The sequence below is a fragment of the Pantoea sp. JKS000250 genome, assembly GCF_003201065.1.
Lineage (GTDB): Bacteria > Pseudomonadota > Gammaproteobacteria > Enterobacterales > Enterobacteriaceae > Pantoea > Pantoea vagans.
In genome coordinates, this window is sequence record NZ_QICZ01000001.1 from 1,947,937 (window position 1) to 1,972,431 (window position 24,495).

18 protein-coding genes are annotated in these 24,495 nt (G+C 55.9%); 11 read left to right on the forward strand and 7 right to left on the reverse strand.

Annotation, left to right across the window (positions count from 1 at the left end):
- Positions 1 to 58: 58 nt before the first annotated feature.
- Positions 59 to 1,999: a 3D-(3,5/4)-trihydroxycyclohexane-1,2-dione acylhydrolase (decyclizing) gene (gene iolD / locus BY447_RS09400; RefSeq protein ID WP_110331012.1), complete on the reverse strand. Its 1,941-nt coding sequence runs from the start codon at positions 1,997 to 1,999 to the stop codon at positions 59 to 61.
- Between the two features lie 544 nt (positions 2,000 to 2,543).
- Between iolD and BY447_RS09405 the strand changes: the two genes are divergently transcribed.
- Positions 2,544 to 4,457: a bifunctional 5-dehydro-2-deoxygluconokinase/5-dehydro-2-deoxyphosphogluconate aldolase gene (locus BY447_RS09405; protein ID WP_110331927.1), complete on the forward strand. Its 1,914-nt coding sequence runs from the start codon at positions 2,544 to 2,546 to the stop codon at positions 4,455 to 4,457.
- A gap of 561 nt (positions 4,458 to 5,018) precedes the next feature.
- Entirely contained in the window at positions 5,019 to 5,867 is an 849-nt protein-coding gene (locus tag BY447_RS09410) for a MurR/RpiR family transcriptional regulator (RefSeq protein ID WP_033784214.1), read from the forward strand.
- Positions 5,868 to 5,947: 80 nt separating this feature from the next.
- Here the strand turns inward: BY447_RS09410 and iolB are convergent, their stop codons facing one another.
- Both iolB and BY447_RS09420 read right to left on the reverse strand, forming a co-directional pair.
- Complete coding sequence (gene iolB / locus BY447_RS09415) at positions 5,948 to 6,766, reverse strand: 5-deoxy-glucuronate isomerase (RefSeq protein WP_110331013.1); 819 nt, start codon at positions 6,764 to 6,766, stop codon at positions 5,948 to 5,950.
- A gap of 112 nt (positions 6,767 to 6,878) precedes the next feature.
- On the reverse strand, positions 6,879 to 8,384 hold the full coding sequence (locus BY447_RS09420) for a CoA-acylating methylmalonate-semialdehyde dehydrogenase (RefSeq protein WP_095706558.1): 1,506 nt from the start codon (positions 8,382 to 8,384) through the stop codon (positions 6,879 to 6,881).
- 420 nt (positions 8,385 to 8,804) lie between these two features.
- Between BY447_RS09420 and BY447_RS09425 the strand changes: the two genes are divergently transcribed.
- Positions 8,805 to 9,620: a TIM barrel protein gene (locus BY447_RS09425; protein ID WP_110331014.1), complete on the forward strand. Its 816-nt coding sequence runs from the start codon at positions 8,805 to 8,807 to the stop codon at positions 9,618 to 9,620.
- An 84-nt stretch (positions 9,621 to 9,704) separates the two neighbouring features.
- Here BY447_RS09425 and BY447_RS09430 read toward each other — a convergent pair whose 3' ends face one another.
- Entirely contained in the window at positions 9,705 to 10,919 is a 1,215-nt protein-coding gene (locus BY447_RS09430; RefSeq protein ID WP_110331015.1) for an MFS transporter, read from the reverse strand.
- A 276-nt stretch (positions 10,920 to 11,195) separates the two neighbouring features.
- Between BY447_RS09430 and BY447_RS09435 the strand changes: the two genes are divergently transcribed.
- Positions 11,196 to 12,251, forward strand: coding sequence for an AI-2E family transporter (locus BY447_RS09435; protein WP_013359367.1), 1,056 nt, complete (start codon positions 11,196 to 11,198; stop codon positions 12,249 to 12,251).
- Here BY447_RS09435 and BY447_RS09440 read toward each other — a convergent pair.
- Positions 12,240 to 12,923, reverse strand: a complete 684-nt coding sequence (locus BY447_RS09440; protein WP_033784220.1) for a FadR/GntR family transcriptional regulator — start codon at positions 12,921 to 12,923, stop codon at positions 12,240 to 12,242. The two genes, BY447_RS09435 and BY447_RS09440, sit on opposite strands and share 12 nt — an antisense overlap.
- A 148-nt stretch (positions 12,924 to 13,071) precedes the next feature.
- Between BY447_RS09440 and uxuA the strand changes: the two genes are divergently transcribed.
- The 5 genes from uxuA (at position 13,072) to BY447_RS09465 (ending at position 20,267) form a co-directional block, all read left to right on the forward strand.
- Complete coding sequence (uxuA, locus tag BY447_RS09445; protein WP_110331016.1) at positions 13,072 to 14,256, forward strand: mannonate dehydratase; 1,185 nt, start codon at positions 13,072 to 13,074, stop codon at positions 14,254 to 14,256.
- A gap of 282 nt (positions 14,257 to 14,538) precedes the next feature.
- Complete coding sequence (locus BY447_RS09450; RefSeq protein ID WP_110331017.1) at positions 14,539 to 16,146, forward strand: EAL domain-containing protein; 1,608 nt, start codon at positions 14,539 to 14,541, stop codon at positions 16,144 to 16,146.
- A 438-nt stretch (positions 16,147 to 16,584) separates the two neighbouring features.
- The gene (gene proP, locus BY447_RS09455; RefSeq protein WP_013359372.1) at positions 16,585 to 18,090 is read left to right on the forward strand and encodes a glycine betaine/L-proline transporter ProP; all 1,506 of its coding nucleotides are present in this window, start codon (positions 16,585 to 16,587) and stop codon (positions 18,088 to 18,090) included.
- A 127-nt stretch (positions 18,091 to 18,217) separates the two neighbouring features.
- Complete coding sequence (gene hemB / locus BY447_RS09460) at positions 18,218 to 19,195, forward strand: porphobilinogen synthase (protein WP_110331018.1); 978 nt, start codon at positions 18,218 to 18,220, stop codon at positions 19,193 to 19,195.
- Positions 19,196 to 19,298: 103 nt separating this feature from the next.
- The gene (locus BY447_RS09465) at positions 19,299 to 20,267 is read left to right on the forward strand and encodes a sensor domain-containing diguanylate cyclase (RefSeq protein WP_013359373.1); all 969 of its coding nucleotides are present in this window, start codon (positions 19,299 to 19,301) and stop codon (positions 20,265 to 20,267) included.
- A 26-nt stretch (positions 20,268 to 20,293) separates the two neighbouring features.
- Here the strand turns inward: BY447_RS09465 and BY447_RS09470 are convergent, their stop codons facing one another.
- The gene (locus BY447_RS09470; protein WP_110331019.1) at positions 20,294 to 21,316 is read right to left on the reverse strand and encodes an alpha/beta fold hydrolase; all 1,023 of its coding nucleotides are present in this window, start codon (positions 21,314 to 21,316) and stop codon (positions 20,294 to 20,296) included.
- A 345-nt stretch (positions 21,317 to 21,661) separates the two neighbouring features.
- Here BY447_RS09470 and BY447_RS09475 point away from each other — a divergent pair, with 345 nt between their 5' ends.
- Positions 21,662 to 22,162: a helix-turn-helix domain-containing protein gene (locus BY447_RS09475; RefSeq protein ID WP_110331020.1), complete on the forward strand. Its 501-nt coding sequence runs from the start codon at positions 21,662 to 21,664 to the stop codon at positions 22,160 to 22,162.
- On the opposite strand, the gene BY447_RS09480 is transcribed toward BY447_RS09475, so the two are convergent.
- Positions 22,163 to 22,822 (reverse strand): epoxyqueuosine reductase QueH, encoded by a 660-nt coding sequence (locus BY447_RS09480; RefSeq protein ID WP_013359376.1) that lies wholly within the window; start codon positions 22,820 to 22,822, stop codon positions 22,163 to 22,165.
- Between the two features lie 271 nt (positions 22,823 to 23,093).
- On the opposite strand from BY447_RS09480, the gene BY447_RS09485 reads away from it, so the two are divergent.
- Entirely contained in the window at positions 23,094 to 24,482 is a 1,389-nt protein-coding gene (locus BY447_RS09485) for a sugar porter family MFS transporter (protein ID WP_013359377.1), read from the forward strand.
- Positions 24,483 to 24,495: the final 13 nt, after the last annotated feature.

Below are 24,495 nucleotides of genomic sequence, written 5' to 3' on the forward strand. Positions count from 1 at the left end.
ACACCTGTGTAGGGTTCGTACGGAGAAGAGGAAAATGGGCCGCAGCACGGCCCGGAAATCAGTATTTGCGCGCCTGATCCAGATGGCTGTTGAGCTTGTCCGCCACCGCCTGAGCGCGTTCGGTTTTTGACGCCTGCGCCACGCCGACATGCCACCAGCTGAAATATTTGTGGATCATGGTTTTTGGCAGCACTTTGATGTCGATAAGGGTGGAGACCGTCTGAGTGCGGGCATCTTCCAGCGCCGCTTTAAGCTGTTCCAGGCTGGTGACGCGATAAGTTTTGCAGCCATAACCGGCAGCAATAGCCGCGAAATCGACCGGGATAAAGCCGCCGTCCAGCCTGCCGCTTTCCGCGTTACGGAAACGGAACTCGGTGGTGAAGCTGTCCATACCGTGTTCCATCTGCAGGTTGTTGATACAGCCGTTAGTCATGTTATCCAGCAGCACGACGTTGATCTTCGCCCCTTCCTGAATCGAGGTGACCAGCTCAGAGTGCAGCATCATAAAGGAGCCGTCACCGACCAGCGCATAGACCTCGCGCTGCGGCTGCGCCAGTTTTGCACCCAGCGCGGCATTGACTTCATAGCCCATGCAGGAGTAGCCATATTCGACGTGGTAGGCGTTGTAATCTTTGGTGCGCCAGACGCGCTGCAGGTCGCCCGGCAGGCTGCCCGCAGCTGCAACAACCACCGCATCTTTCGGCAGTTGCTCGTTTAAGGTGCCAAGCACGCTGCTTTGCGTCAGCAGTGACTGAGTCAGGCGGTTAAATTCTGCGAACACCGCTTCGCGGTCGAGATGGTCAGCAATCTCCGGCACAAAGTCGCCATCGTGATATTCCACCTGATAGACGCGCTGCGTCTCTTTCAGCAGCTGGCTCTGCGCCTGCTCAATCTGGCTGCCCCAGTCATTACTGTAGTGCTGTGAGGCCAGTGCAGCGGTGAGCGCGGTCAGCCCTTCACGGGCATCGGCCAGCAGCTGCACGCCATCGAGCTTGTAGCTGTCGAAGTTGCTGACGTTAATGTTCAGGAAGCTGACATCGGGATGCTGGAAAATCCATTTCGATGCGGTGGTAAAGTCGGTGTAGCGGGTGCCGATGCCGATGACTAAATCGGCCTCTTTCGCCAGCAGGTTCGCGGCCAGACAGCCGGTTTCGCCTACGCCGCCGACATTCAGCGGATGGTCAGAGACCAGCGTGCCCTTGCCCGCCTGCGTCTCGGCAAAGGGGATCTGATAGCGCTCGGCAAACTGGCGCAGCGCCTCGCCCGCTTCAGAGTATTTCACCCCGCCGCCGCAGATAATTATCGGCTTGCGCTTACGGTTAATCAGCGTCAGGGCATCCACCAGCTGCGCCGCGACCGGCAGGCGGCGATCCAGACGGTGCACGCGTTTCTGGAAGAAGTAGTCCGGGTAATCCCAGGCCTCACCCTGCACATCCTGCGGCAGCGACAGCGTGACCGCGCCGGTTTCGGCCGGATCGGTCAGCACGCGCATGGCATTGATACAGGCGGACATCAGCTGCTCAGGGCGGCTGACGCGATCCCAGTATTTGCTGACGGCGCGGAAGGCGTCGTTGGTGCTGATGCTGAGATCGTAGCTCTGCTCAATCTGTTGCAGCACCGGATCGGGCTGACGGGTGGCGAAGACGTCGCCGGGCAGCAGCAGCAGCGGAATGCGATTAGCGGTCGCAGTGGCGGCGGCAGTAATCATGTTAGCCGCACCCGGTCCCACAGACGAACTGCAGGCGATAATCTGACGGCGCAGCGACTGACGGGCAAAGCCGGTGGCAGCATGGGCCATGCCCTGCTCGTTACGACCCTGCCAGACCACCAGATCGCCGCTATCCTGTTCCAGCGCCTGGCCCAGCCCCAGCACGTTGCCATGGCCGAAAATCGCGAAGATGCCTTTGACGAACTTCGTCTCAGTGCCATCAACATCGATGAATTGATTATCAAGAAATTTAACCAGCGCCTGTGCCGTGGTCAGTCTGATTGTGCCCATGTTTCTTCCTTACATGCTGGTGGACCCCGACTTCCGCGACAACGCGCAAGGCGTTGTCATTGGCGGAAAAGCGGCCGGAATAACTGAAACGTGAGGCGATTATAAACAAATATATTTTTCATAAAACACGATTACAGAAGAAACATTTCATTTTGCGAGTGAGATCAAATTTAACGATGGCAACAGGTCTGGCGGGCGATCACGACGGGGAAATCTGGAACGTTTAGCAGAGAGTGGTTCATGATGAAAAAATTCATTTCAATGGGGCAGCTTGCCTGACTGGCGTACGGATTCCTGCGATCGCCTTCACAACCCTGACATACCGCACATCGTGACAGCAGAGACCGCGCAGGCGGGAGGCAATCAGGAGTTTTACCTGGTTCACAAAATTGCGATGGATATTTCATTTCATATTGAATATGGAATTTTTATTCCTCATACTTCTCTCATAGCCAGCCAGATACCCACAGACCCGGAAGCAGAGCCTGCCTGGATCGATCTTTTCGCCCGCCAGCTCTGCGAATCACAGAAGGAAACCACAGGTATGAGTACACAACAGAAGCCGCTTGATGTGATTTGTATCGGGCGCATCGCCGTTGATTTTTATGGCCAGCAGATTGGGGCACGGCTGGAAGATGTCACCTCCTTTGCTAAATATCTGGGCGGATCATCGGGCAACGTCGCTTATGGCACCGCGATTCAGGGGCTGAAATCGGCGATGCTGGCGCGGGTGGGAGATGAGCACAATGGTCGCTTTCTGCGTGAGGAATTGCAGCGCGTGGGCTGTAACACCGATGCTCTGATCACCGATGCAAAACGCCTGACCGGCATGGTGATTCTGGGGATTAAAGATGAAGAGACTTTTCCGCTGATTTTCTACCGTGATAACTGCGCTGATATGGGTCTGGTACCGGACGATATCGACGAAGGCTTTATTACCTCGTCCCGCGCGGTGGCAGTCACCGGCACGCACTTATCTCATCCGCAGACCCGTGAAGCGGTGCTGAAAGCGCTGGATATCGCCCGCCGCAATGGCCTGCGAACGGCGCTGGATATCGATTACCGCCCGGTGTTATGGGGACTGACTTCTCTGGGTGACGGTGAAACACGTTTCATTGAGTCGTCTCAGGTCACTCAGCAGTTGCAGGAAGTGGTGCACTATTTCGATTTGATCGTCGGCACCGAAGAGGAGTTTCATATTGCCGGTGGCAGCACCGATACCCTGACTGCGCTGAAGAACGTGCGTCAGGCGAGCCAGGCGACGCTGGTCTGCAAACGCGGTCCGCTGGGTTGCGTGGTGTTTGAAGGTGAAATTCCGGATAGCTGGGAACAGACTCAGCTGCACACCGGCGTGCGCGTCGACGTGCTCAACGTGCTGGGCGCGGGCGATGCCTTTATGTCTGGCCTGCTGCGCGGCTGGCTGAATGATGAAGGCTGGGAGCAGGCGTGCCGTTATGCTAACGCCTGTGGCGCGCTGGTCGTGTCACGCCACGGCTGTGCCCCTGCCATGCCAACCAAAGCGGAGCTGGATGATTTCCTGAGCCGCGACACAGAGGTGAAACGTCCCGATCTCGACAGTCGTCTGAACCATCTGCACCGTGTGACCACCCGTAAGCAGCAATGGCCGGAGCTGAACGTGTTCGCTTTTGACCATCGCAAACAGCTGGCGGATATGGCGCAGGAAGCGGGCGTTGATGAGAGCCGTATTCCACAGCTGAAACTGCTGCTGCTGGAAGCCGCTCAGCAGGCGGCCAGTGAGGCGGGATTAGAGAACAAAAGCGGCATTCTGGCGGATACCACGTATGGTCAGAAAGCCCTGAATGCCATCACGGGTAAGAAGTGGTGGATTGGCCGCCCGATTGAGCTGCCCAGCTCACGTCCACTGCGTCTGGAGCATGGCAACATCGGCTCGCAGCTAATCGACTGGCCCGCCGAGCATGTCGTGAAATGTCTGGTGTTTTATCATCCGCATGACAGTGCTGAACTTCGCAAAGAGCAGGATGACCTGGTGCTCGACGTCTGGAAAGGCTGTAACAAAAGTGGCCATGAGCTGCTGCTGGAAGTAATTCTTCCCGAGAACAACCCGGATAAGAATGAAGCCTATTACCTTGATATACTGAGTCATTTCTACAGTCTGGGTATTCAGCCGGACTGGTGGAAACTGCCTCCGCTATCCGCAGAGAGCTGGCAGGCGATCAGTCGTCTGATTGAGGAGCAGGATCCTCTCTGTCGCGGCATTCTGTTGCTGGGTCTGGATGCACCCGAAGAGAAGCTTAAAGCGGGCTTCGCCGCGGCGGCCAACGCGCCATGGGTAAAAGGTTTTGCGGTGGGTCGCACCATCTTTGGTCAGCCTTCGCGTCAATGGTTGCAGGGTGAACTGGACGATCAGGCACTGATTGAGACCGTAAAAGGCAACTATCTGCGGTTGATTGCGTACTGGCGGGCGGCCCGCGCCTGATTTGCTGCTCTGCCCCAGACTGTCTCAACCGCGATGGCCTCAGACTGCTGACTCACTCAAAGCAGGGTGAATGTTGCAGCAACGAATAAGCTCAGCGCGCAGGTAACACGGTCAGAAGAGGAAAGCGTCCCGCGCCAGGGACAAAAACGCCGGGAGCGTTTTTGAACAACGCGAAGCGTTGGCCCGGCAACGGGCGCACCTCATGGATGAGGTGCGTAATCGCGCGGGCCGAGCGGCCATGGATGGCTTGAGCGACTTTCCGATCTGACCGTGTTACCTGAGCCTGTGCGGACTCATAGCAGGCAGAGACAGACTTTTTAGTAATATCACGCCATCCCAACAGGGATGGCGTTTTACTGGTTACCCTTAATCCCTGCTGTCATTTCATCCCGGTTTTCACCCTGTCATTGCCCGCCTGGGCGCGCTAAAGCCAATCTGTGAACCATTTCATAAAGCCATGAAATAAACCGCTTCGTTGACGCAAACAAATGAAATTTTCCATCCATCTGATACTATAGCGCTCATTATGCAGCCATTATTCTAATGATACGGGCAGAAGTGATGAACAATAATCCCACCCAACTTTCTCTCTTGCAGGACGATATTCGTCGCCGCTACGAAACGCTGAGCAAGCGTCTTAAACAGGTTGCGCGCTACATCCTTGATAACAGTAACAGTATTGCTTTCGATACCGTCGCCTCGATTGCTCAGCAGGCCGATGTACCACCGTCGACGCTGATCCGTTTTGCGAATGCGTTTGGCTTCAGCGGCTTCAACGAAATGAAACAGGTTTTTCGTCAGCACCTGATGGAAGAGACGGTCAACTATACCGAGCGCGCGCGTCTGTTTCGTCAGACCTCAACGGACGACAGCGCCAGTGCGCCTGAGAGTCCGGCGGAGATCCTCAACGTCTTTACCATGGTGAACAGCCAGGCACTGCAGCAGCTGGCGATGCAGGTGAATCCTGAGCAGCTGAACAAAGCAGTAAAACTGCTGAATGAGGCTGAGAACATCTATGTAATTGGCCTGCGTCGCTCGTTCAGCGTCGCCTCCTATCTGGTCTACGCGTTGCGTCATCTGGAGCGTCGTGCGTTTCTGATTGATGGTCTGGGCGGGATGTTTACCGAGCAGCTCAGCCTGGTTAATCCGAAAGATGTGGTGATTGCGATCAGCTACTCGCCCTATGCGCGTGAAGCGGTCGAGGTCGTCGAAATGGGGGCCAAGCGTGGTGCGCATCAGATCGCCATTACCGACAGCCAGGTCAGCCCGCTGGCTGCCTTTAGCGATGTCTGCTTTGTGGTGCGTGAAGCGCAGGTCGATGGCTTCCGTTCGCAGGTCGCCTCACTCTGCCTGGCACAGACGCTGGCGGTGTCACTGGCGCTGAATAACGCCGATAGTTCCGCTCAGTAACCTGCGTTTCGCACAGTAAAAAAGGGCAGCCTAATCGGCTGCCCTTTTTTACAGGCATGCGCTGATAAAACCGCTGAGCCTTACTCTGTTCGTGGATAGCTGTCGCTGTTCACCCAGGCGTGATCTTTTTCCCAGCTGAATTTCCACAGCCGTACCGGCCCTGCCATCACGTTCAGATAGTAGTTGTTATATCCGGCCAGCGTCGCCACCGGATGATAGCCACGCGGCACCATCACGACGTCGCGGTTATAGGGTGCCATACAGGCATCCAGTGAGCGATCGTCGGTGTAAACGCGCTGCATGGCAAAACCAGGTTCCGGATCGAAACGGTGATAGTAGGTCTCTTCCAGGTAGGTTTCGTTTTCACTCTCCTCCTGATCATGCTTGTGGCTGGGATAGGAGCTGGTATCGCCTTCGTTGGTATAAACCTCCACCACCAGCAGACTGTCAGCGGGTTCAGTATCAGGCAGGATATTATGCACCAGACGCTGGTTGCGCCCTTTACCGCGATGCTCAACACCGACATCGGCTGGCGCAATCAGTCTTGCAGGCAGATTGCCCTGACCGGGCGCGTTACAGACGGCCAGCTCAAGATCGCTGTCAGCATAGACTTCCACTTCATCGTCATGCGGCACATACACGGAATACGGCGGCACGCGTTCGAAAGGCGACATGCGCTTACCGATTCTGGGAAACTCAGCATGGCGGGTTTTCACCGAGGCCAGCCCGGCCACCAGCACCAGACACAGCTCTTTATCACCGCTGGTCAGGCGCAGAGTTTCCCCTTTTTTCAGCAGATAAGCATCAAAGCCAACATAACGCCAGCCAGCACGCTCAGGCGTGACATGCTGAATACGGCCCTGTGCGTCCGGGGCCTGTGCTTTCGACAGTAAAGACATCCTGATCCTCCTCTCTGTCACGATTGACGCTGCGATCATTTCACGGGCGAGGTGCCCGCGAACAAAGCGACCGGCAGAGTCTCCTGCCGGTCGCGATCAGCGTTGAAATAGATCAGCCTAAGGTTGGCATACTGAATTCAGACACGGTCTGCTGACCGGACGGCCAGCGCACGGTGGCGGTTTTCATGCGGGTATAGAAACGCACGCCATCCGGCCCGTGAACATTAAGCGCGCCAAACACGGAACGCTTCCAGCCACCGAAGCTGTGGAATGCCATCGGCACCGGAACCGGCACGTTAACACCGACCATGCCCGCTTCAACGTTCTGCACAAACTCACGCGCGGTGTGACCGTTGCTGGTGAAAATTGCGCTGCCGTTACCAAACTCATGGCTGTTGACCAGCTGCAGCGCGCTGTCGTAGTCCGGTGCACGCATGATGCTCAGCACCGGCCCAAAAATCTCTTCACGCCAGATCACCATCTCAGAGGTGACGTTATCAAACAGCGTGCCGCCAACGTAGTAACCTTCGGCGTGACCTGCAACCTGCACGTTACGACCATCGACCACCAGCTTCGCGCCTTCCTGCTCGCCTTTGTCGATGTAACCCAGCACCTTCTTCTGATGCGCGGCTGAGACAACCGGTCCCATCTCATTTTCATCGGCACCCTGATTGATCCCAGGACCGATCCGCAACGCTTTCACCAGTGGCGTCAGACGGGCAATCAGCTTGTCAGCTGTGTCATCGCCCACCGCGACCACAACCGGCAGCGCCATGCAGCGTTCACCGGCCGAGCCAAACGCACCGCCCATAATCGCGTTAACGGTGGCATCCAGATCGGCATCCGGCATAACGATAGCGTGGTTTTTCGCCGCGCCAAACGCCTGCACCCGCTTACCGTGGGCGCTGGCAGTTTTATAGATATGCTCAGCCACACCGGACGAGCCGACGAAGCTCACCGCTGCGATGCGCGGATCTTTATAGAGCTGCTCAGCATCTTCGTTAGAGCTGTGCACCACGTTGAATACGCCATCCGGCAGACCCGCTTCGGTCAGCAGCTCGGCCATGCGCACGGCCGCAGAGGGATCCAGCGCCGGTGGCTTCAGAACAAAGGTATTACCGCAGGCCAGCGCGATCGGGAACATCCACAGCGGCACCATCGCCGGGAAGTTAAACGGCGTAATACCCGCTACGACACCCACCGGCTGCATCAGCGAAAAGCTGTCAACGCCGCCGCCGACGTTCGGGGAATATTCACCTTTAAGCAGATGGGGGATCCCGCAGGCAAACTCAATCACTTCAATGCCGCGCGTCAGTTCACCTAACGCATCAGACCAGACTTTGCCATGCTCAGAGACAATCAGCGCCGCCATCTCTTCACGATGCTGCTCCATCAGGGCTTTAAAGTTAAACAGAACGCGGGCGCGACGCAGTGGCGAGGTTTTTGACCAGGCCGCAAATGCGTCATGCGCGACACCAATCGCCTGGGCCACTTCATCGGCGGTACTTTGCGTCAGTTCACGTACCACTTTGCCGGTTGCCGGATCGTAAACAGGAATGGTTTCGTTGCTGGCGCTGAACGTCGTTTTGCCGCCAATAAAGTTACCTATGATTGTCATGATGTTGCCTCTTAAGATGGTTAAGTTCCCTGCAGACGGGCCCTGTGGCCTGCCACACTGCCTGACCAGGCAAACCTGAAAGCGTGCTATGAAGCTATTACAGTGGAATAAATTTTTCAAATAGTTCTTTTTGGAAAATTTGCTTTTAGCGGCACGGATCGCATTTTTGCCGCCCTCAAGCCACTGACGATGTCCTGATGGCAGGAGGCGTTTACCAGCGCTCAGCCTTAGTCAGGCAGGCGAAAAGCAGAGGCGGATAGAGCGGGTATTCCTGCGAAGTTGATCCAGCGTTTATGCATCGGACTGAAACGGAATATGAAATTAATGCGAGACCGATCTAATAATCTGCATTTCATAATTCACTATTAATGAAATAAATGTTTTCTTTAGTCCATCCTTCTCCTGTCCCGGAGTCAGCGCATGGCCATCGATCCCACCCGTTTCTGTATCAACCGCAAAATTGCGCCCCGGCTCTCGCTGGAGGCCTTCTTTCAGCTGATTCAGCGTCTGGGGCTGAGCAAGGTCGAACTGCGTAATGACATGCCGGGCGGCAGCGTCACCGATGACCTCAGCACCGATCAGCTGCGCGCCCTGGCGGATAAATATCACATCGATATCGTCACGATTAATGCGCTCTATCCCTTTAACCGGATCGATGACGCGCTGCTGACGCGGGCGGAGTCGCTATTACAGACAGCACAACAGATCGGCGCAAAAGCACTGGTGATGTGTCCGCTGAATGAGGGGATTACCGTGTCGCCTCAGCAGACGCAGGCGGCAATGCAGCAGCTGGCGCCGCGCTTTGCACACTATGGCATTCAGGGGCTGGTCGAGCCGCTGGGGTTTCCGGTCAGCTCACTGCGTTCGATCGTACAGGCGCAGCAGTTGATCGCCGCGGCGGATGTGCCCTTCAGGCTGCTGCTGGATACCTTTCACCATCATCTCTATGAACAGGCTGAACAGGAATTTCCGGCGGGTATCGATATTGACCAGATTGGGCTGGTGCATCTTTCGGGTGTGGAAGATCGGCGCCCGACTGCCGAACTGACCGACGACGAACGCATCATGCTGAGTGACAACGATGTGCTGAAGAGCGTGGTGCAGGTTAAACGGCTGGAGATGCTCGGCTACAAGGGCGTCTACGCTTTTGAGCCGTTCTCCGGTCAGCTCAACAACTGGACACCGGCGGAGATTGAACGCCAGATCCGCCACAGTATTGAACTGCTGCAGGCCTGAAACCTGTTCGCGCCCGAAATTTATTGGTTTATCTGTGTCTGAAAAGACGTTATGGCCCGCTGCTGGGCCATTTTTTTATCCTGATCAATCCCCGCTTACGGGCTCTGAAGCCTGACGCCGCTGCAGGCGCAGCGTGCAGAAGAAAGCGACGCAGACCAGCAGCGCCGTGAGCAAGTAGACGCGTGAGACACCGGCATAATTCATGATGAATCCGGCCAGTGGCCCGGTTATTCCCAGCGACAGATCCATAAAAGCGGTATAGGTCGCCAGGGCGCTGCCCTGATTCTGCTGCGGCACCACTTTTACCGCCACCACGCCCAGTGCCGGAAACACCAGTGAAAACCCGGCGCCGGTCATAAACGCGCCCGTTTTTGCCATCCACGGATCGCCTGCGGTGGCGACCAGAAAGAGCCCGGCAGCCTCAACCGCCAGACAAACGCTGGCGACCCGCAGGCCACCGTGACGGTTAATCGCATTCGGGAACAGCAGGCGCGCCCCGACAAAAGCGCCGCTGAACAGGGAAAGCGCAAAGGCGGCTCCCTCCCAGCCTTTATCCTGATAGAACAGCGTGATAAAGGTGGCAATCACGCCGAAACCCGCTGACCCCATCGCCAGAATCGCGCCAAAGCCAGCGATTTTCCCCAGCACCGCCCGAAACGGCAGAGGTCTGGCGCGGCTGGCTTTTACCGCCGGACGCGGGACCGCGCAGACGATGCCAACCACGCAGATGGCCACAATCACCAGCGATAGCCACAGCAGCCCACCGGCCCGGAAGATCACCACGCCCAGCGGCGCACCTATCGCCATCGCGCCATAGGTGACGATGCCGTTCCAGGAAATTACGCGGCCAATGTGCAGTGAACCGACCCGCGCTACCCCCCACAACGAAGTGCCGGTGCCGGTAAAGCTCTGGCCCACACCCAGAATCAACCGGCCCACACAGAGCAGTATCAGGCTCCAGAGCGGGGATGCGATCAGCGCCGCCAGCAGAATACACAACCCGCTAATCAGACAGCCCACCAGGCCCGTCACCACCACTTTCTTTGGCCCCCAGAGATCGGCATAGCGCCCGGCATGTGGCCGGCTCAGCAGCGTCGCCACATATTGCAGGCTGATCACCACGCCCGCCCAGAATGCGCTGAAGCCCAGCTGGTCATGCACCCAGCCAGGCAGGACCGCCAGCGGCAGACCAATGATGAGATAGCTGGCAAAGTTGTAGGCGACGATAGAGAGGATCAGCAGCGAGATGTTCAGGCTTCCGGATGGAGCATTCTGTTCCGCTGCAGGCTGTTCAGGCATAGGTTCTCGCACGTAGTTGGCTGAATGATAAGGTTTATCCTCTAACTATACCTGCTTTCGCCACCGGCGCATCACACTGGCACGGTTATCGGGCAGTAAAACGCGGCGCAAAAACAGGAACAGCAGGAGGTCGCGGTCCTGCCGTCATAGCTGAGTGCGGTGGCGCTGATTATCACGCTATTATGCCGCCGCGCTTTACCGTTTCTCTGATAAATCAGATTGTTAATTTTCTTTCAGCTACACTTCCAACAGCCAGATTACGTCACGGGAGAGGCAATGAGCGAGCTGCAACGGGAAAAGATTGGACAAAATATTCTGATAAAACTGGCGATGCTGGTCATCATTCTTGCCGGGGTTCGGGCCGCGTCCGATATTCTGGTCCCGCTTCTGCTGGCGGCGTTCTTTGCCATTGTGCTCAACCCGCTGGTGACAATGCTGATGCGTCGTGGCTTCCGCCGTGGACTGGCGATTGGGCTGGTCATTACTGTGATCTTCTGCGGTATCCTGCTGCTGGGTGCCATCATCGCCAGCTCAATGAGCGAGTTTTCTGACCTTTACCCGCAACTGCGCGCCACCATGGAACAGAAAATGACGGTGCTGCAACATCTGGCAGCGGGCTTTCATCTCAATATTTCTACCGACGCGCTGGTGCAGCGTTTCGATCCGAATACCATGGTGAACCTGGCGAGCGCGGCGCTCAGCGGCTTTTCGGGTGCGATGACCAATACTGTGCTGCTGGTGCTGACCGTGGTCTTTATGCTGTTTGAGGTTCACCATCTGCCTTACAAAATGCGTAACGCGCTGGTGAACCCGAAAATTCGTATCGCCGGGCTGCATAAGGCGCTGAAAGGTGTGACGCACTATCTGGCGCTGAAAACCCTGGTGAGTCTCATCACCGGCATCGCCGTCTGGCTGAGTCTCTATCTGCTGGATGTGAAGTTCGCGCTGCTGTGGGGCGTCGTGGCCTTTATCCTCAACTATATTCCTAATATCGGCCCGATTATTGCCGGCATTCCGCCCTTTCTGCAGGCGCTGTTACTGAACAGCCTGTTTGATGCCGCGATGGTGGCTGCGCTGTTTACCGCGATTCATATGGTGTTCGGCAATATGCTGGAACCGCGCCTGATGGGTCGCGGCCTGGGCTTATCAACGCTGGTAGTGTTCCTGTCTCTGGTCTTCTGGGGCTGGCTGCTCGGTCCGGTCGGCATGCTGCTCTCGGTGCCGCTGACCAGCATTACCAAAATCCTGATGGAGACCACGCCGGGCGGCAGCCGTCTGGCGATTATGCTCGGCACCGGACGACCTAAACGCGTCCGGGGACTAACCAAGTAGCCGCTGCTGCACGTGCTGCAGATGGCTCTCCATCGCCTGGCGAGCCGCTGCTTCATCGCCTGCCACAATCGCGTCGGCAATCTGCTGATGATCAGCGTTCATCGCCTGCGCAAAGCTGTTATCGGCATAATGGCGTTCCAGCCGCTGCACATGCGGGCTGTGACGCCGGTTCCAGAGCTGCTCCAGCAGGTCGCGTAACACGTCATTACCGCTCATCTCGCCGATCAGCAGATGGAAGCGTTTATCCTGCTCCAGAAACGCCGCATCGTTTTCATTGTAGTGCTGCAGTTCAGCGGTCAGCGCCAGCAGTGCCTCTCGCTGTACGGCGGTACCGTTAAGGGCGGCAAATCCTGCCAGCATGCCTTCAAAGGCTTCACGCGCCTGCAAAAGATCCTGCAGGCTGCAGGTTTCACTCTCCTGCGGGATGGCGGCCTGTGGCAGCGGCTGAGCGACGTAGATACCGTTGCCGGTGCGGATATCGACCCAACCGGTCATCTCCAGCGCAATCAATGCTTCACGCACTGACGAACGGCTGACACCTAACTGTTTTGCCAGCTCGCGTTCGGGCGGCAGCAGGCCGCCCGCCACAAAATCACCGCGCGTGATACCGGCCATAATGGCGTTGGCGATCTGACGATACAGGCGCTCCGTCTTGATGACTGGCAGGCTCATTACCCTCTCCTTTTATTCAGCATAAACCGCTCACTTGCCGGATGCAGTTTGTCATGCTGCGATCCGGATCACGGCCCTGATGTGTCCACTATCATACTCTTGGCCCAGCGGCCTGACCACTGGGCCACATCACAGTTGAGGAGTAAAAATGGAACATACATGGCGATGGTACGGCCCGAACGATCCGGTCTCCCTGGATGATGCGCGTCAGGCGGGCGCAACCGGTATTGTGACGGCGCTGCACCATATCCCTAACGGTGAAGTATGGCCGGTTGAGGAGATTAAAGCGCGTCAGGCACTGCTGGCGGAAAAGGGTCTGGTCTGGTCGGTGGTGGAGAGCATCCCGGTTCATGAGGCGATCAAAACCCAGCGCGGTGACTACCTTCGCTATATCGCCAGCTATCAGCAGTCGATACGCAATCTGGCCGCCTGTGGCATTGATACCGTCTGCTACAACTTCATGCCGGTGCTGGACTGGACGCGCACCGACCTCGCCTGGACGCTGCCGGATGGCGCAAAAGCGCTACGCTTCGACGCCGACGCTTTCGCCGCCTTCGAGCTGTATCTGCTGAAGCGTCCCGGTGCGGAGCAGGATTACAGCACTGCTGAGCAGAAGGCCGCCGCAGCGCGCTTTGCCGCGATGAGCGAAGAAGAGAAAAGCACCCTGGTGCGTAATATTATCGCCGGTCTGCCCGGTGCCGAAGAGGGTTACACCCTGGAGCAGTTTCAGACACAACTGGCACAGTATGCCGGCATCGACAAAGCGAAACTGCGCGAGCATATGGCAACCTTCCTGCGCGCCATCGTACCGGTTGCGGAGGAAGTGGGGATTAAACTGGCAGTGCATCCGGACGATCCACCGCGACCGATTCTGGGCCTGCCGCGCATCATCTCTACCCAGGAAGATATGCAGTGGCTGAAGGAAACCGTGGACAGTCTGCACAACGGTTTCTGCTTCTGTACTGGTTCCTATGGCGTGCGTGCCGACAATGCGCTGGTTGAGATGGCGGAAACCTATGCCGACCGCATCAACTTTGTCCACCTGCGCGCCACAAAGCGCGAGGCAAACCCCAGCAGCTTCCATGAAGCCGCGCACCTGGCGGGCGACGTCGATATGGTCGGCGTCATCAGGGTCATTCTGGCGGAAGAGCAGCGGCGGCGGCGGACGGGCAATCAGCGAGCAATTCCGATGCGCCCCGATCACGGCCATCAGATGCTGGACGACCTGCATAAACGTACCAATCCCGGCTATTCTGCCATTGGCCGGCTGAAAGGACTGGCTGAGCTGCGCGGCGTTGAAGTGGCGCTGAAACAGATCTATTTTGCTGATTAAGAATCACCTTTACCCTGCGTCCGCGCTCAGGCGGGCCAGGGTCACCCCAGGCGGCAGCAGCGATTCGTCCTTCTGCCCTGCCTCCCGTTCTCACCTGTTTTTTTGCTGAATACCAATAAAGGCAAAACAACCTGTCAATAAAATGTAAAGTCTGGTCGATAATTGACCTGAGTCAGTTCAGTTGATCGCAAAAACGCTAATCTGCACCGCCCGGAGAAATGCTATGCTGCGCCACTGATTAGCCCCTCCGTATAATACCAATAATATCCAGAGGATTTAGCGGTGCCGCTACTGAAACGAAAACGCGACTACGCCAGGCTGGTGATTATTATCTCCGGCGTGCTGCCTCTGATTATTGGCATTTTTTTCACGGCCCTAGATGCGCGCCACACCGTGCGGCAGCAGCAGGTGAACGCGGCAAAGACGCTGTTATCTCAGGCCGAGAGAATGAGCGACAGCGCCTGGAATATGATTACTGAGCTGCGCCAGTTTCAGCATCAGCCCTGCAGCCAGATTGAAAACCAGTTACAGCGCATCGGTGCGCTGAATCCCTATTTTCGCGCCATTGGTAAAATGGAAGAAAACAGAATTGCCTGCTCTTCAGCCTATGGTACGAAGCCTGCTTTTCTGAGCGATATGATCATGCGTGATGTGCCGGTCACCGGAAAAGCCTGGTGGAGCCTGTCGATTGCCGGAACGGCGGGTGTGCCGGACCGTCCCGCAGTGATTTTTATGCGCGATCTGCCCGATGGTGAGGGGTTCTGGGCAGTCGTTGATGGCCAGTATCTGATCGATTTTATGCGCGCCATCAGCAGTACCCATCTCTATCATTTCAGCATGGAATTTAACGACGGCGCGCCGATCTCGTTTGGCGATCCGCAAATCGCCCTGTCCGGCTGGTTTGAACCGCTGATTTATCAGGCCAGCTCCAGCCGCTATCCGCTCTCTGTCACCCTTATTGCCTCACCCTCTGAGCTGATCCTGGCCTGGCGTCAGGTAATGTTGATCATCATGCCGATGGCGATCATTTTCTCGATTCTGTTGATGATGCTGATGGCGAACTGGCTGCAACGGCGTATTTCCTGGCGCGATGAGATTCGGCGGGCCATCGCCAGCGGTCAGTTCAGGGCGCACTATCAGCCGGTCTATGACAACCGGCTGCAGCGCTGTAGCGGCGCAGAGGCACTGCTGCGCTGGACAACGCCCGACGGTAACGGCATCCGGCCCGATATTTTTATCGGTGCCGCTGAAGCGGAAGGCATGATTGTGCCGCTTACCCGTCATCTGCTCGATTTAATTGCAGAGGATGTGCAGGCGTGGCAGGTTGAACCAGGCTTCCATCTGGCCATTAACGTGGCGGCCGATCATCTGCAGCACCCGGACTTTGTCGACGATATGCTGCACTTTGCTGACCGGGTTAAAGATAAGCAGTTCCTGATTACCCTGGAGCTGACCGAACGCAGCCTGATCAAAGATGGCGTTGAGGTGGCACGCAAGCTGGAGCAGCTGCGCGGTTGCGGAATGAAAGTGGCGATTGATGATTTTGGTACCGGTCACTGTTCGCTGAGTTACTTACAGACCTTCACCATGGACTATCTGAAGATCGATCGCGGCTTTATCAACGCGATTGAATCCCTGGAGGGCAGAACCCCGGTGCTGGATGCAATCATTCAGCTCAGTCATGAGCTTGAGCTGGAAGTGCTGGGGGAAGGCGTCGAGAGCGCATTGCAGTTCAGCTATCTGCAACGGCGCGGCGTGGTCTTCATCCAGGGCTTTTATTATGCCCGCCCGATGGACAACGCGGCGTTGATTGCCTGGCTCGCCAGACAGGGCGAACAGCTGGTTAAAGCGGATCACGCCCCTGAGACTCATCAGACAGCCAGCATCTGAACCGACCCTGAACTTAACAGGCTTGCCGCGCAATATCGGCGTCTGTGTGTCTTTCGTTAGGTCGCATGGCTTACTGCCACCCTGCTCTGTATAGCGAATAACCACCTGCGGCGTCGGTATCGCCGCTCATCACCCCTTCCCGCCCCCAATTTGCTGAAAAAAACGGCGGTCGTCACGCAGCGTGATAATTTTTTTGCGCAGCTAATCAGCCGTATCAGTGGTAAAAATAGCCTGTATGTAGCCCAAACATGACAGATATCACACAAAAACGGTATACTCTGTCGCTGTTCGCAATAATAACAACAGTAATTATTGTGTCAGTGGGCGCGTAAACCGCGCTTATTTGAAGCTATGCTTAAATTTCTCAACGCAGCGGTCTGATGACTCACCGCGGCTCGCGCCGTTGAGGACTTTCGTGTTCCATTACAGGGTAATTCTATGAAATTGCGTAGGAAGCGTGTAAAACCAATTGGGATCGATGATGTGACCATCATCGATGATGCCCGTTTACGTAAAGCCATCACCGCGGCCTCTCTGGGTAACGCGATGGAGTGGTTCGACTTCGGTGTTTATGGCTTTGTGGCCTATGCACTGGGTAAAGTCTTCTTCCCGGATGCATCACCAGGCGTGCAGATGATCGCCGCGCTGGGTACCTTCTCTGTACCCTTCCTGATCCGTCCGCTGGGTGGTCTGTTCTTCGGTATGCTGGGCGACAAATATGGTCGTCAGAAAATCCTTTCCATCACCATCATCATCATGTCGGTCAGTACGTTCTGTATCGGCCTGATACCCTCCTATGCCTCCATCGGCATCTGGGCGCCGATTCTGCTGCTGTTAGCTAAGATGGCACAGGGCTTCTCGGTAGGCGGTGAATATACCGGTGCTTCAATCTTTGTCGCCGAATATTCGCCTGACCGTAAACGTGGCTTTATGGGGAGCTGGCTCGACTTCGGTTCGATTGCGGGCTTCGTGCTCGGTGCGGGCCTGGTGGTGCTGATCTCCTCCATTATCGGGGAAGAAAGCTTCCTTGAGTGGGGCTGGCGTCTGCCGTTCTTCGTCGCGCTGCCGCTGGGCATCATCGGTCTTTACCTGCGTCATGCGCTGGAAGAGACCCCGGCATTCCAGCAGCACGTGGACAAACTGGAACAGGGCGACCGCGAAGGCCTGCAGGATGGTCCGCAGGTTTCGTTTAAAGAGATTGCGACCAAACACTGGCGCAGCCTGCTCTCCTGTATCGGTCTGGTTATCGCGACGAACGTCACCTACTACATGTTGCTGACGTACATGCCGAGCTACCTGTCGCACAACCTGCACTACAGCGAAGATCACGGCGTGATGATTATCATCGCCATTATGATCGGTATGCTGTTTGTTCAGCCGATGATCGGCATGATGAGTGACCGTTTCGGCCGTCGTCCGTTTGTCATCATCGGCAGTATTGCCCTGCTGGTCTTCGCAATTCCCGCCTTTATGATGATCAACAGTGGCGTGCTGGGCCTGATTTTTGGTGGTCTGCTGCTGATGGCGGTGATCCTCAACGCCTTTACCGGTGTGATGGCCTCGTCACTGCCTGCGATGTTCCCGACGCACATCCGCTACAGTGCGCTGGCGAGTGCGTTTAACATCTCGGTACTGGTTGCCGGTCTGACGCCAACGCTGGCGGCCTGGCTGGTAGAAACCACCAGCAACCTCTACATGCCAGCCTACTATCTCATGGTGGTGGCGGTGATTGGTCTGATTACCGGTCTGTTCATGAAAGAGACGGCAAACAAGCCACTGAAAGGTGCGACGCCAGCGGCCTCAGACATGGAAGAAGCGCGCGAAATCCTGCAGGAGCATCACGATAACATCGAGCACAAAATCGAAGATATCGACGAAGAAATTGCCCGCCTGGAAGCGAAACGTAAAAACCTGGTGCAGCAGCATCCGGATATCAACGAGTAATCGTTCTGCTCTCCCGCCGCCCGGCGGGAGAGTCCTTTTCCCCTCTTATTACCGCACACAAACCTTCATGCCTCGCGGGCAAAGAGAGTAAACTGTCGTCACTTTTTTCACCTGCGTAAGAATGAAAATGTCTGATTATTCCCTTATCCAGCGCCCAAGAAGATTGCGCGCCAGCGCTTCAATGCGTGAAATGTTCCAGGAGTCTTCTCTGAGCCTGAACGATCTGGCTCTGCCTATTTTTGTTGAAGAAGAAGTCGACGATTACAAAGCGATTCAGGCGATGCCTGGCGTGATGCGTATTCCGGAAAAACGCCTTGCTTATGAGATTGAGCGCATCGCCAAAGCGGGCATTCGCTCGGTGATGACCTTTGGTATTTCGCACCATACCGATGCGACCGGCAGCGATGCCTGGAACGAAAACGGTCTGGTGGCACGCATGTCCCGCATCTGCAAAGACACCGTGCCGGAAATGATCGTGATGTCTGACACCTGCTTCTGCGAATACACCAGCCACGGTCACTGTGGCGTGCTCTGCGATCACGGCGTCGATAACGATGTAACCCTGGCCAATCTGGGTAAGCAGGCCGTGGTTGCCGCCGCAGCCGGTGCGGATTTCATTGCGCCGTCAGCGGCAATGGATGGTCAGGTTGAGGCCATTCGCCGGGCACTGGACGCGGCAGGCTTTACCCAGACCGCCATCATGTCCTACTCCACCAAATTCGCTTCATCATTTTACGGCCCGTTCCGTGAAGCCGCCGGAACGGCGCTGAAAGGCGACCGTAAAACCTACCAGATGAACCCGATGAACCGCCGTGAAGCGATCCGTGAATCGCTGCTTGATGCGGCCCAGGGCGCGGATTCACTGATGGTGAAGCCGGCAGGTGCCTATCTGGATATTCTGCGCGACATTCGTGAACGCACCGAACTGCCGCTGGCGGCGTATCAGGTGAGTGGCGAATACGCGATGATCAAATTTGCCGCACAGGCCGGTGCCATTGATGAGCGTAATGTGGTGCTGGAAAGTCTCGGTGCGATTAAACGCGCCGGTGCGGACCTGATTTTCAGCTATTTCGCCCTTGATCTCGCAGAACAAAAAGTGCTCTGATCCCCTCCTCATAAAGAGCGTGGTTGCTATATCACGCTCTTCTTCTTCGCCGTAAGGCAAACACCAGAACCTGGCTTCCGCTAAAACAATAAAGGTCTCTGTGATGAAAGCACCTGAAATCCCTGCCGACGAGGCACAACGTTTATCGCAGTTGCGTGCGCTGAACATAATGAACACGCCAGCGGAAGAGCGGTTTGATCGTTTAACCCGCCTGGCGCGCCGCCTGTATGACGTCCCTATCGCGTTAGTCAGCCTGCTGGAAAATGACCATCAGTGGTTTAAATCTGCTCAGGGCTATGAACCTAAAGGATCACCCCGCAACATCTCCTTTTGCGGCCACGCCATCCTGCAGGATGAGATCATGATCGTTGAAGATGCGCAAAAAGATGCGCGTTTTCATGATAACCCGCTGGTGACCGGCGAACCGCATATTCGCTTTTATGCAGGCTGTCCACTGCGTGCGCCCGGCGGCGCGAAAATGGGTACGCTCTGCATTATTGGTCGCGAACCACGTCAGTTCAACGAAGAGGATCAGGCCACGATGCGCGACCTGGCCGCGATGGCCGAAGCGGAACTGGTCGCCTTTCAGACCGCCACCTGCGATGAGCTGACCCAGATTACCAACCGTCGCGGCTTTATGACGCTGGGGCAGATGGTTCTGAATGAGTGCCTGATGAAAAACCGGCCCGCCTGCCTGACCTTTCTCGATCTCGACAAGTTTAAGCAGATTAACGACACGCTGGGCCACCGTGAAGGCGACCGCGCGCTGATGGACTTTGCCGATGCGATGAAGGTGGTGTTTAAGCACTCCGATCTGTTTGCCCGTCTGGGCGGCGATGAGTTCGTGGTGCTGTTTAACGGCCTGCAGCAGCAGCAGAGCGAAGCGTTACTCGCCCGGTTCGACCATTATCTGCAACAGCAGTCAGTCAGTCTGAATCGTCGTTACCGCCTGCAATTCTCGTCCGGCGTGGTGGAGTTTGACGCAGCGCATCCACAGTCGCTGGAACAGTTGCTGCACGACAGCGATGAGCAGATGTACCTCAGGAAAAAGCAGAAACGCGTAGCGGTTTGAGATCAGGCGCCGCAGCGCCTGACCATTCAGGGCCGCGCCAGATCGTCGAGCAGCGTCTGATTAAACGTTGCCGGTTCTTCCATTTGTGGCGCGTGCCCCATCCCGGGAAATTCAATTAAGCGCGCGCCCGGAATACGTTTTGCAGCCTCTTTACCCAACACCGCGTAATCGCCCAGCCGGGTTTTGACCTTTGCTGAGGCGATATCACTGCCGATGGCCGTGGTGTCTGAGGTGCCGATCATCAGAGTGGTCGGGACTTTCAGATCGCCAAATTCATAAAATACCGGCTGCGTGAAAATCATGTCGTAGATGAGAGCGGAGTTCCACGCCACTTTCTGATGTCCCGGCCCGCTGTTGAGCCCGGCCAGCATATCGACCCACCTGTCATAGTCAGGTTTCCAGCGCCCGACATAGTAGGTCTGCTGCTCATACTTCTTAATGCCCTCTGCGCTGAGTTTCAGTTCGCGCTGATACCACTGATCCACCGACCGCCACGGTGCGCCTTTGGCTTTCCAGTCCTCCAGCCCAATCGGGTTGACCAGCACCAGCTTCTGCGTCTGTTCCGGGTACATCAGCGCATAACGCGTGGCCAGCATTCCGCCCGTAGAGTGACCGATAATTACCGCCTTCTCCACACCCAGCCGGGCGAGCAGCTGATAGGTGTTTTCAGCCAGCTGCTGAAAGCTGTATTGATAGCTGGCGGGCTTGGTCGAGCTGCAGAAGCCAATCTGGTCGGGCGCGATAACGCGATAGCCCTGCTGACTCAGCGCGCGAATGGTCTCTTCCCACGTTGCACCACAGAAGTTTTTACCGTGCATCAGCACCACCGTTTTGCCATTGGCCTGTTGCACCGGCTTCACATCCATATAGCCCATACTCAGCGTTTGCTGCTGGGACTGAAAATCGAAATGCTGCAGAGGATAGGGGTAATGAAATCCTTCCAGCTGTTCGCCATAAACAGGCGCGGCACTGGCGGGCGCATGCGCAAATAAAGCCAGCGAGGTGAGCAAAGCGGCAAGCGGTTTTTTCAACGCGTATGTCGGGCTCATCCGGGGTTCTCCAGGTTAAAGGTGAGTCGTAAGCCTGGCATGTCGCGGCAGAAAATCTATTGATGGTCCGTGCTATGGCGTTGATTTCACAGACGCTGGCCGCCTTAACCGCGAAGCGGCAAGCGAAATACTATGCTCGCGTTTATCGTTATCCGCCCGGGATCAATTATTTCCCTTATAATTAACAACAGACTAATTACAATTCATCTGTTTTATTAAAAACTGCTGTTCATATTAATCTCTTCAGAGATAACGATTCAAATATTGAAAGAACTTTACGCAAAGAATAAGCACATTAAGATAAATAATTCATAATTCCGCTGAATTAAACAGGGGAGAACAGCTATGAAAGAAAACAGATATAACGAAAGCGTGATCGTCTCTATCACTGAGTGGATTAACAATAATCTCGACCAGCGTTTAAGCGTGGATGATATTGCAGAAAAAGCCGGGTATTCGAAATGGTATTTACAGAAACTCTTTGCCCGTTATCATAATGAAACGCTGGCGCGCTATATTCGTAAGAAAAAACTTAACGCCAGTGTGAATGATTTAAAAAACAGCCGCACGCCCATCATCAGCCTGGCGCTGAAATACCATTTTGAAAGCCAGCAATCTTTCACCCGCTCGTTTAAGCAGATTATGGGCTGCACGCCAAGCGCCTGCCGTAAACGACTGATGAGTGAAGAAGCGAAGCAGCAGATGGCCGACGTTGACGACCCCTGCGCGCTGTGCAGCTACGTCCGGCCAGGCAGTATAAAGCAGAGCTGTGGCGTAACAGTCCGGCCTGTTACGCGCTCAGCGCGCGGCTCTGCGCAGGCAGATGCTTTCTGCGATATCAGTTAATCAGGATTCATCCGGCTGATAATATTGCACACCAATCTTAATACGCTCACGTCCCTGGGTGACGCGATGACGATTGGTGTCGCGCAGTGAATAGACGCAGCCGCAATATTCCTGCTGATAGAAGCTCTCGCGCTTGCTGATTTCAATCATTCGCGCCGATCCGCCACCTTTACGCCAGTTAAAATCCCAGTAGAGCAGATCCGGATACGCCGCCGCTGCGCGGACACCACAGCTATTAATCTGCTTCATATCTTTCCAGCGTGAAATACCCAGACAACTGGTCATTACCGGGAATCCGTTTTCATGGGCATAGAGTGCCGTGCGCTCAAAGCGCATATCAAAGCACATGGTGCAGCGCTCACCCCGTTCCGGCGACCACTCCAGCCCGCGCGCCCGCTCAAACCAGTTATCCCGGTCGTAGTCAGCATCGACAAACGGCACGCCAAATTTCTCGGCAAAGCGAATATTCTCCTCTTTGCGCAGCTCATACTCTTTGAGCGGATGAATATTCGGGTTGTAGAAATAGATGGTGTATTCAATGCCGGAGGCCAGCATCGCTTCCATCACTTCCCCCGAACAGGGTGCGCAGCAGGAGTGCAGTAAAACTTTTTTATGGCCGCCCGGCAAGGGCAGCGGCTGACGCTGGAAAGGTTCAGACATAAGTACCTTCAATCAATAGCAGAAAGGCGGAAGTGTAATGCCGCAGGCGGTCAGTTGCAAAATCTGACCTGATGCAGGCTGCTTTGCATATTCGTGCCTTGGCTGCGGTTTCCCGTTTCTGCATCAACCTGCTGATCTCCGATGCTTTCTTTTCACAGCCATGTTGTGCGACCCCAGCGATAGCCGGAAGTGTGATCGGACCCACATTGATATCGACTATGTTTACATAACATTAACAATATTGACACTGAATCACCGCAAGGAGACTCGCATGGCCGCGGCTAAAAAATCGGGAAATCATCAGAACCGTTTTACCTGGTTCGTCTGTTTTATGGCGGCGCTGTCCGGCCTGTTGTTTGGTCTGGATATCGGCGTCATCGCAGGGGCCTTGCCGTTCCTGGCGAAAGATTTGCAGATTACCAACCATCAGCAGGAGTGGGTGGTGAGTTCGATGATGTTTGGTGCGGCGCTGGGTGCGCTGGCGGCGGGCTGGATGTCCTCAAAGCTGGGACGTAAGAAAAGCATGCTGGCGGGCGCGACGCTGTTTGTGATTGGTTCGCTGTGGTCCGCCTTTTCTCCCGATGTGGAGTCGCTGGTCTGTGCCCGTGTGATGCTGGGGCTGGCGGTAGGGATCGCCTCTTATACCGCGCCACTCTATCTGGCGGAGATTGCGCCGGAACGTATTCGTGGCTCAATGATTTCGATGTACCAGCTGATGCTGACCACCGGCATCGTGGTCGCTTATCTCTCCGACACCGCGTTCAGTTACAGCGGCAACTGGCGCGGGATGCTCGGCGTTATCGCTATTCCGGCGGTGATCCTGTTTATCGGCGTGCTGTTTTTGCCCAACAGTCCGCGCTGGCTGGCGGCGCACGGACGTTTCAACGAGGCGCAGCGCGTGCTGGATCGGCTGCGTAACAGCAGCGAACAGGCACGGGAGGAGCTGGAAGAGATCCGGGAAAGCCTCCAGGTGAAACAGCGCGGCTGGTCGCTGTTCCGCTCTAATGGCAATTTCCGCCGCGCGGTCTGGCTGGGGATGCTGCTACAGGTAATGCAGCAGTTTACCGGCATGAACGTGGTGATGTATTACGCCCCTAAAATCTTCAATATTGCCGGTTTCTCCAGCACCAGTGAGCAGATGTGGGGCACGGTGATTGTCGGGCTGGTCAACATGCTGGCCACGCTGATTGCCATCTTTTTTGTCGATCGCTGGGGTCGCAAGCCTATGCTCACCACCAGTTTTCTGGTGATGGCGGTGGGCATGGGCGTACTGGGCACGCTGCTGCATATCGGCGTCGAAACAGATTTCCGCAAATACTTTGCGGTCGCGATGCTGCTGATGTTTATCGTTGGCTTTGCAATGGCGGCCGGACCGGTCATCTGGCTGCTCTGTTCAGAGATTCAGCCGCTGAAAGGGCGTGACTTCGGCATTACTGCTTCCACCACCACCAACTGGGTCGGCAACATGATAGTGGGAGCCACTTTCCTGACGATGCTGGATCAACTGGGGAATGCCAACACCTTCTGGTTCTACGGCGCGCTCAACCTGGTCTTTATCGTGCTGACGATGATGCTGGTACCCGAGACCAAACATGTAACGCTGGAACACATTGAACGCAACCTGATGAAGGGTAAGGCACTGCGTGACATCGGGGCGTAACCGCCCCGTATCA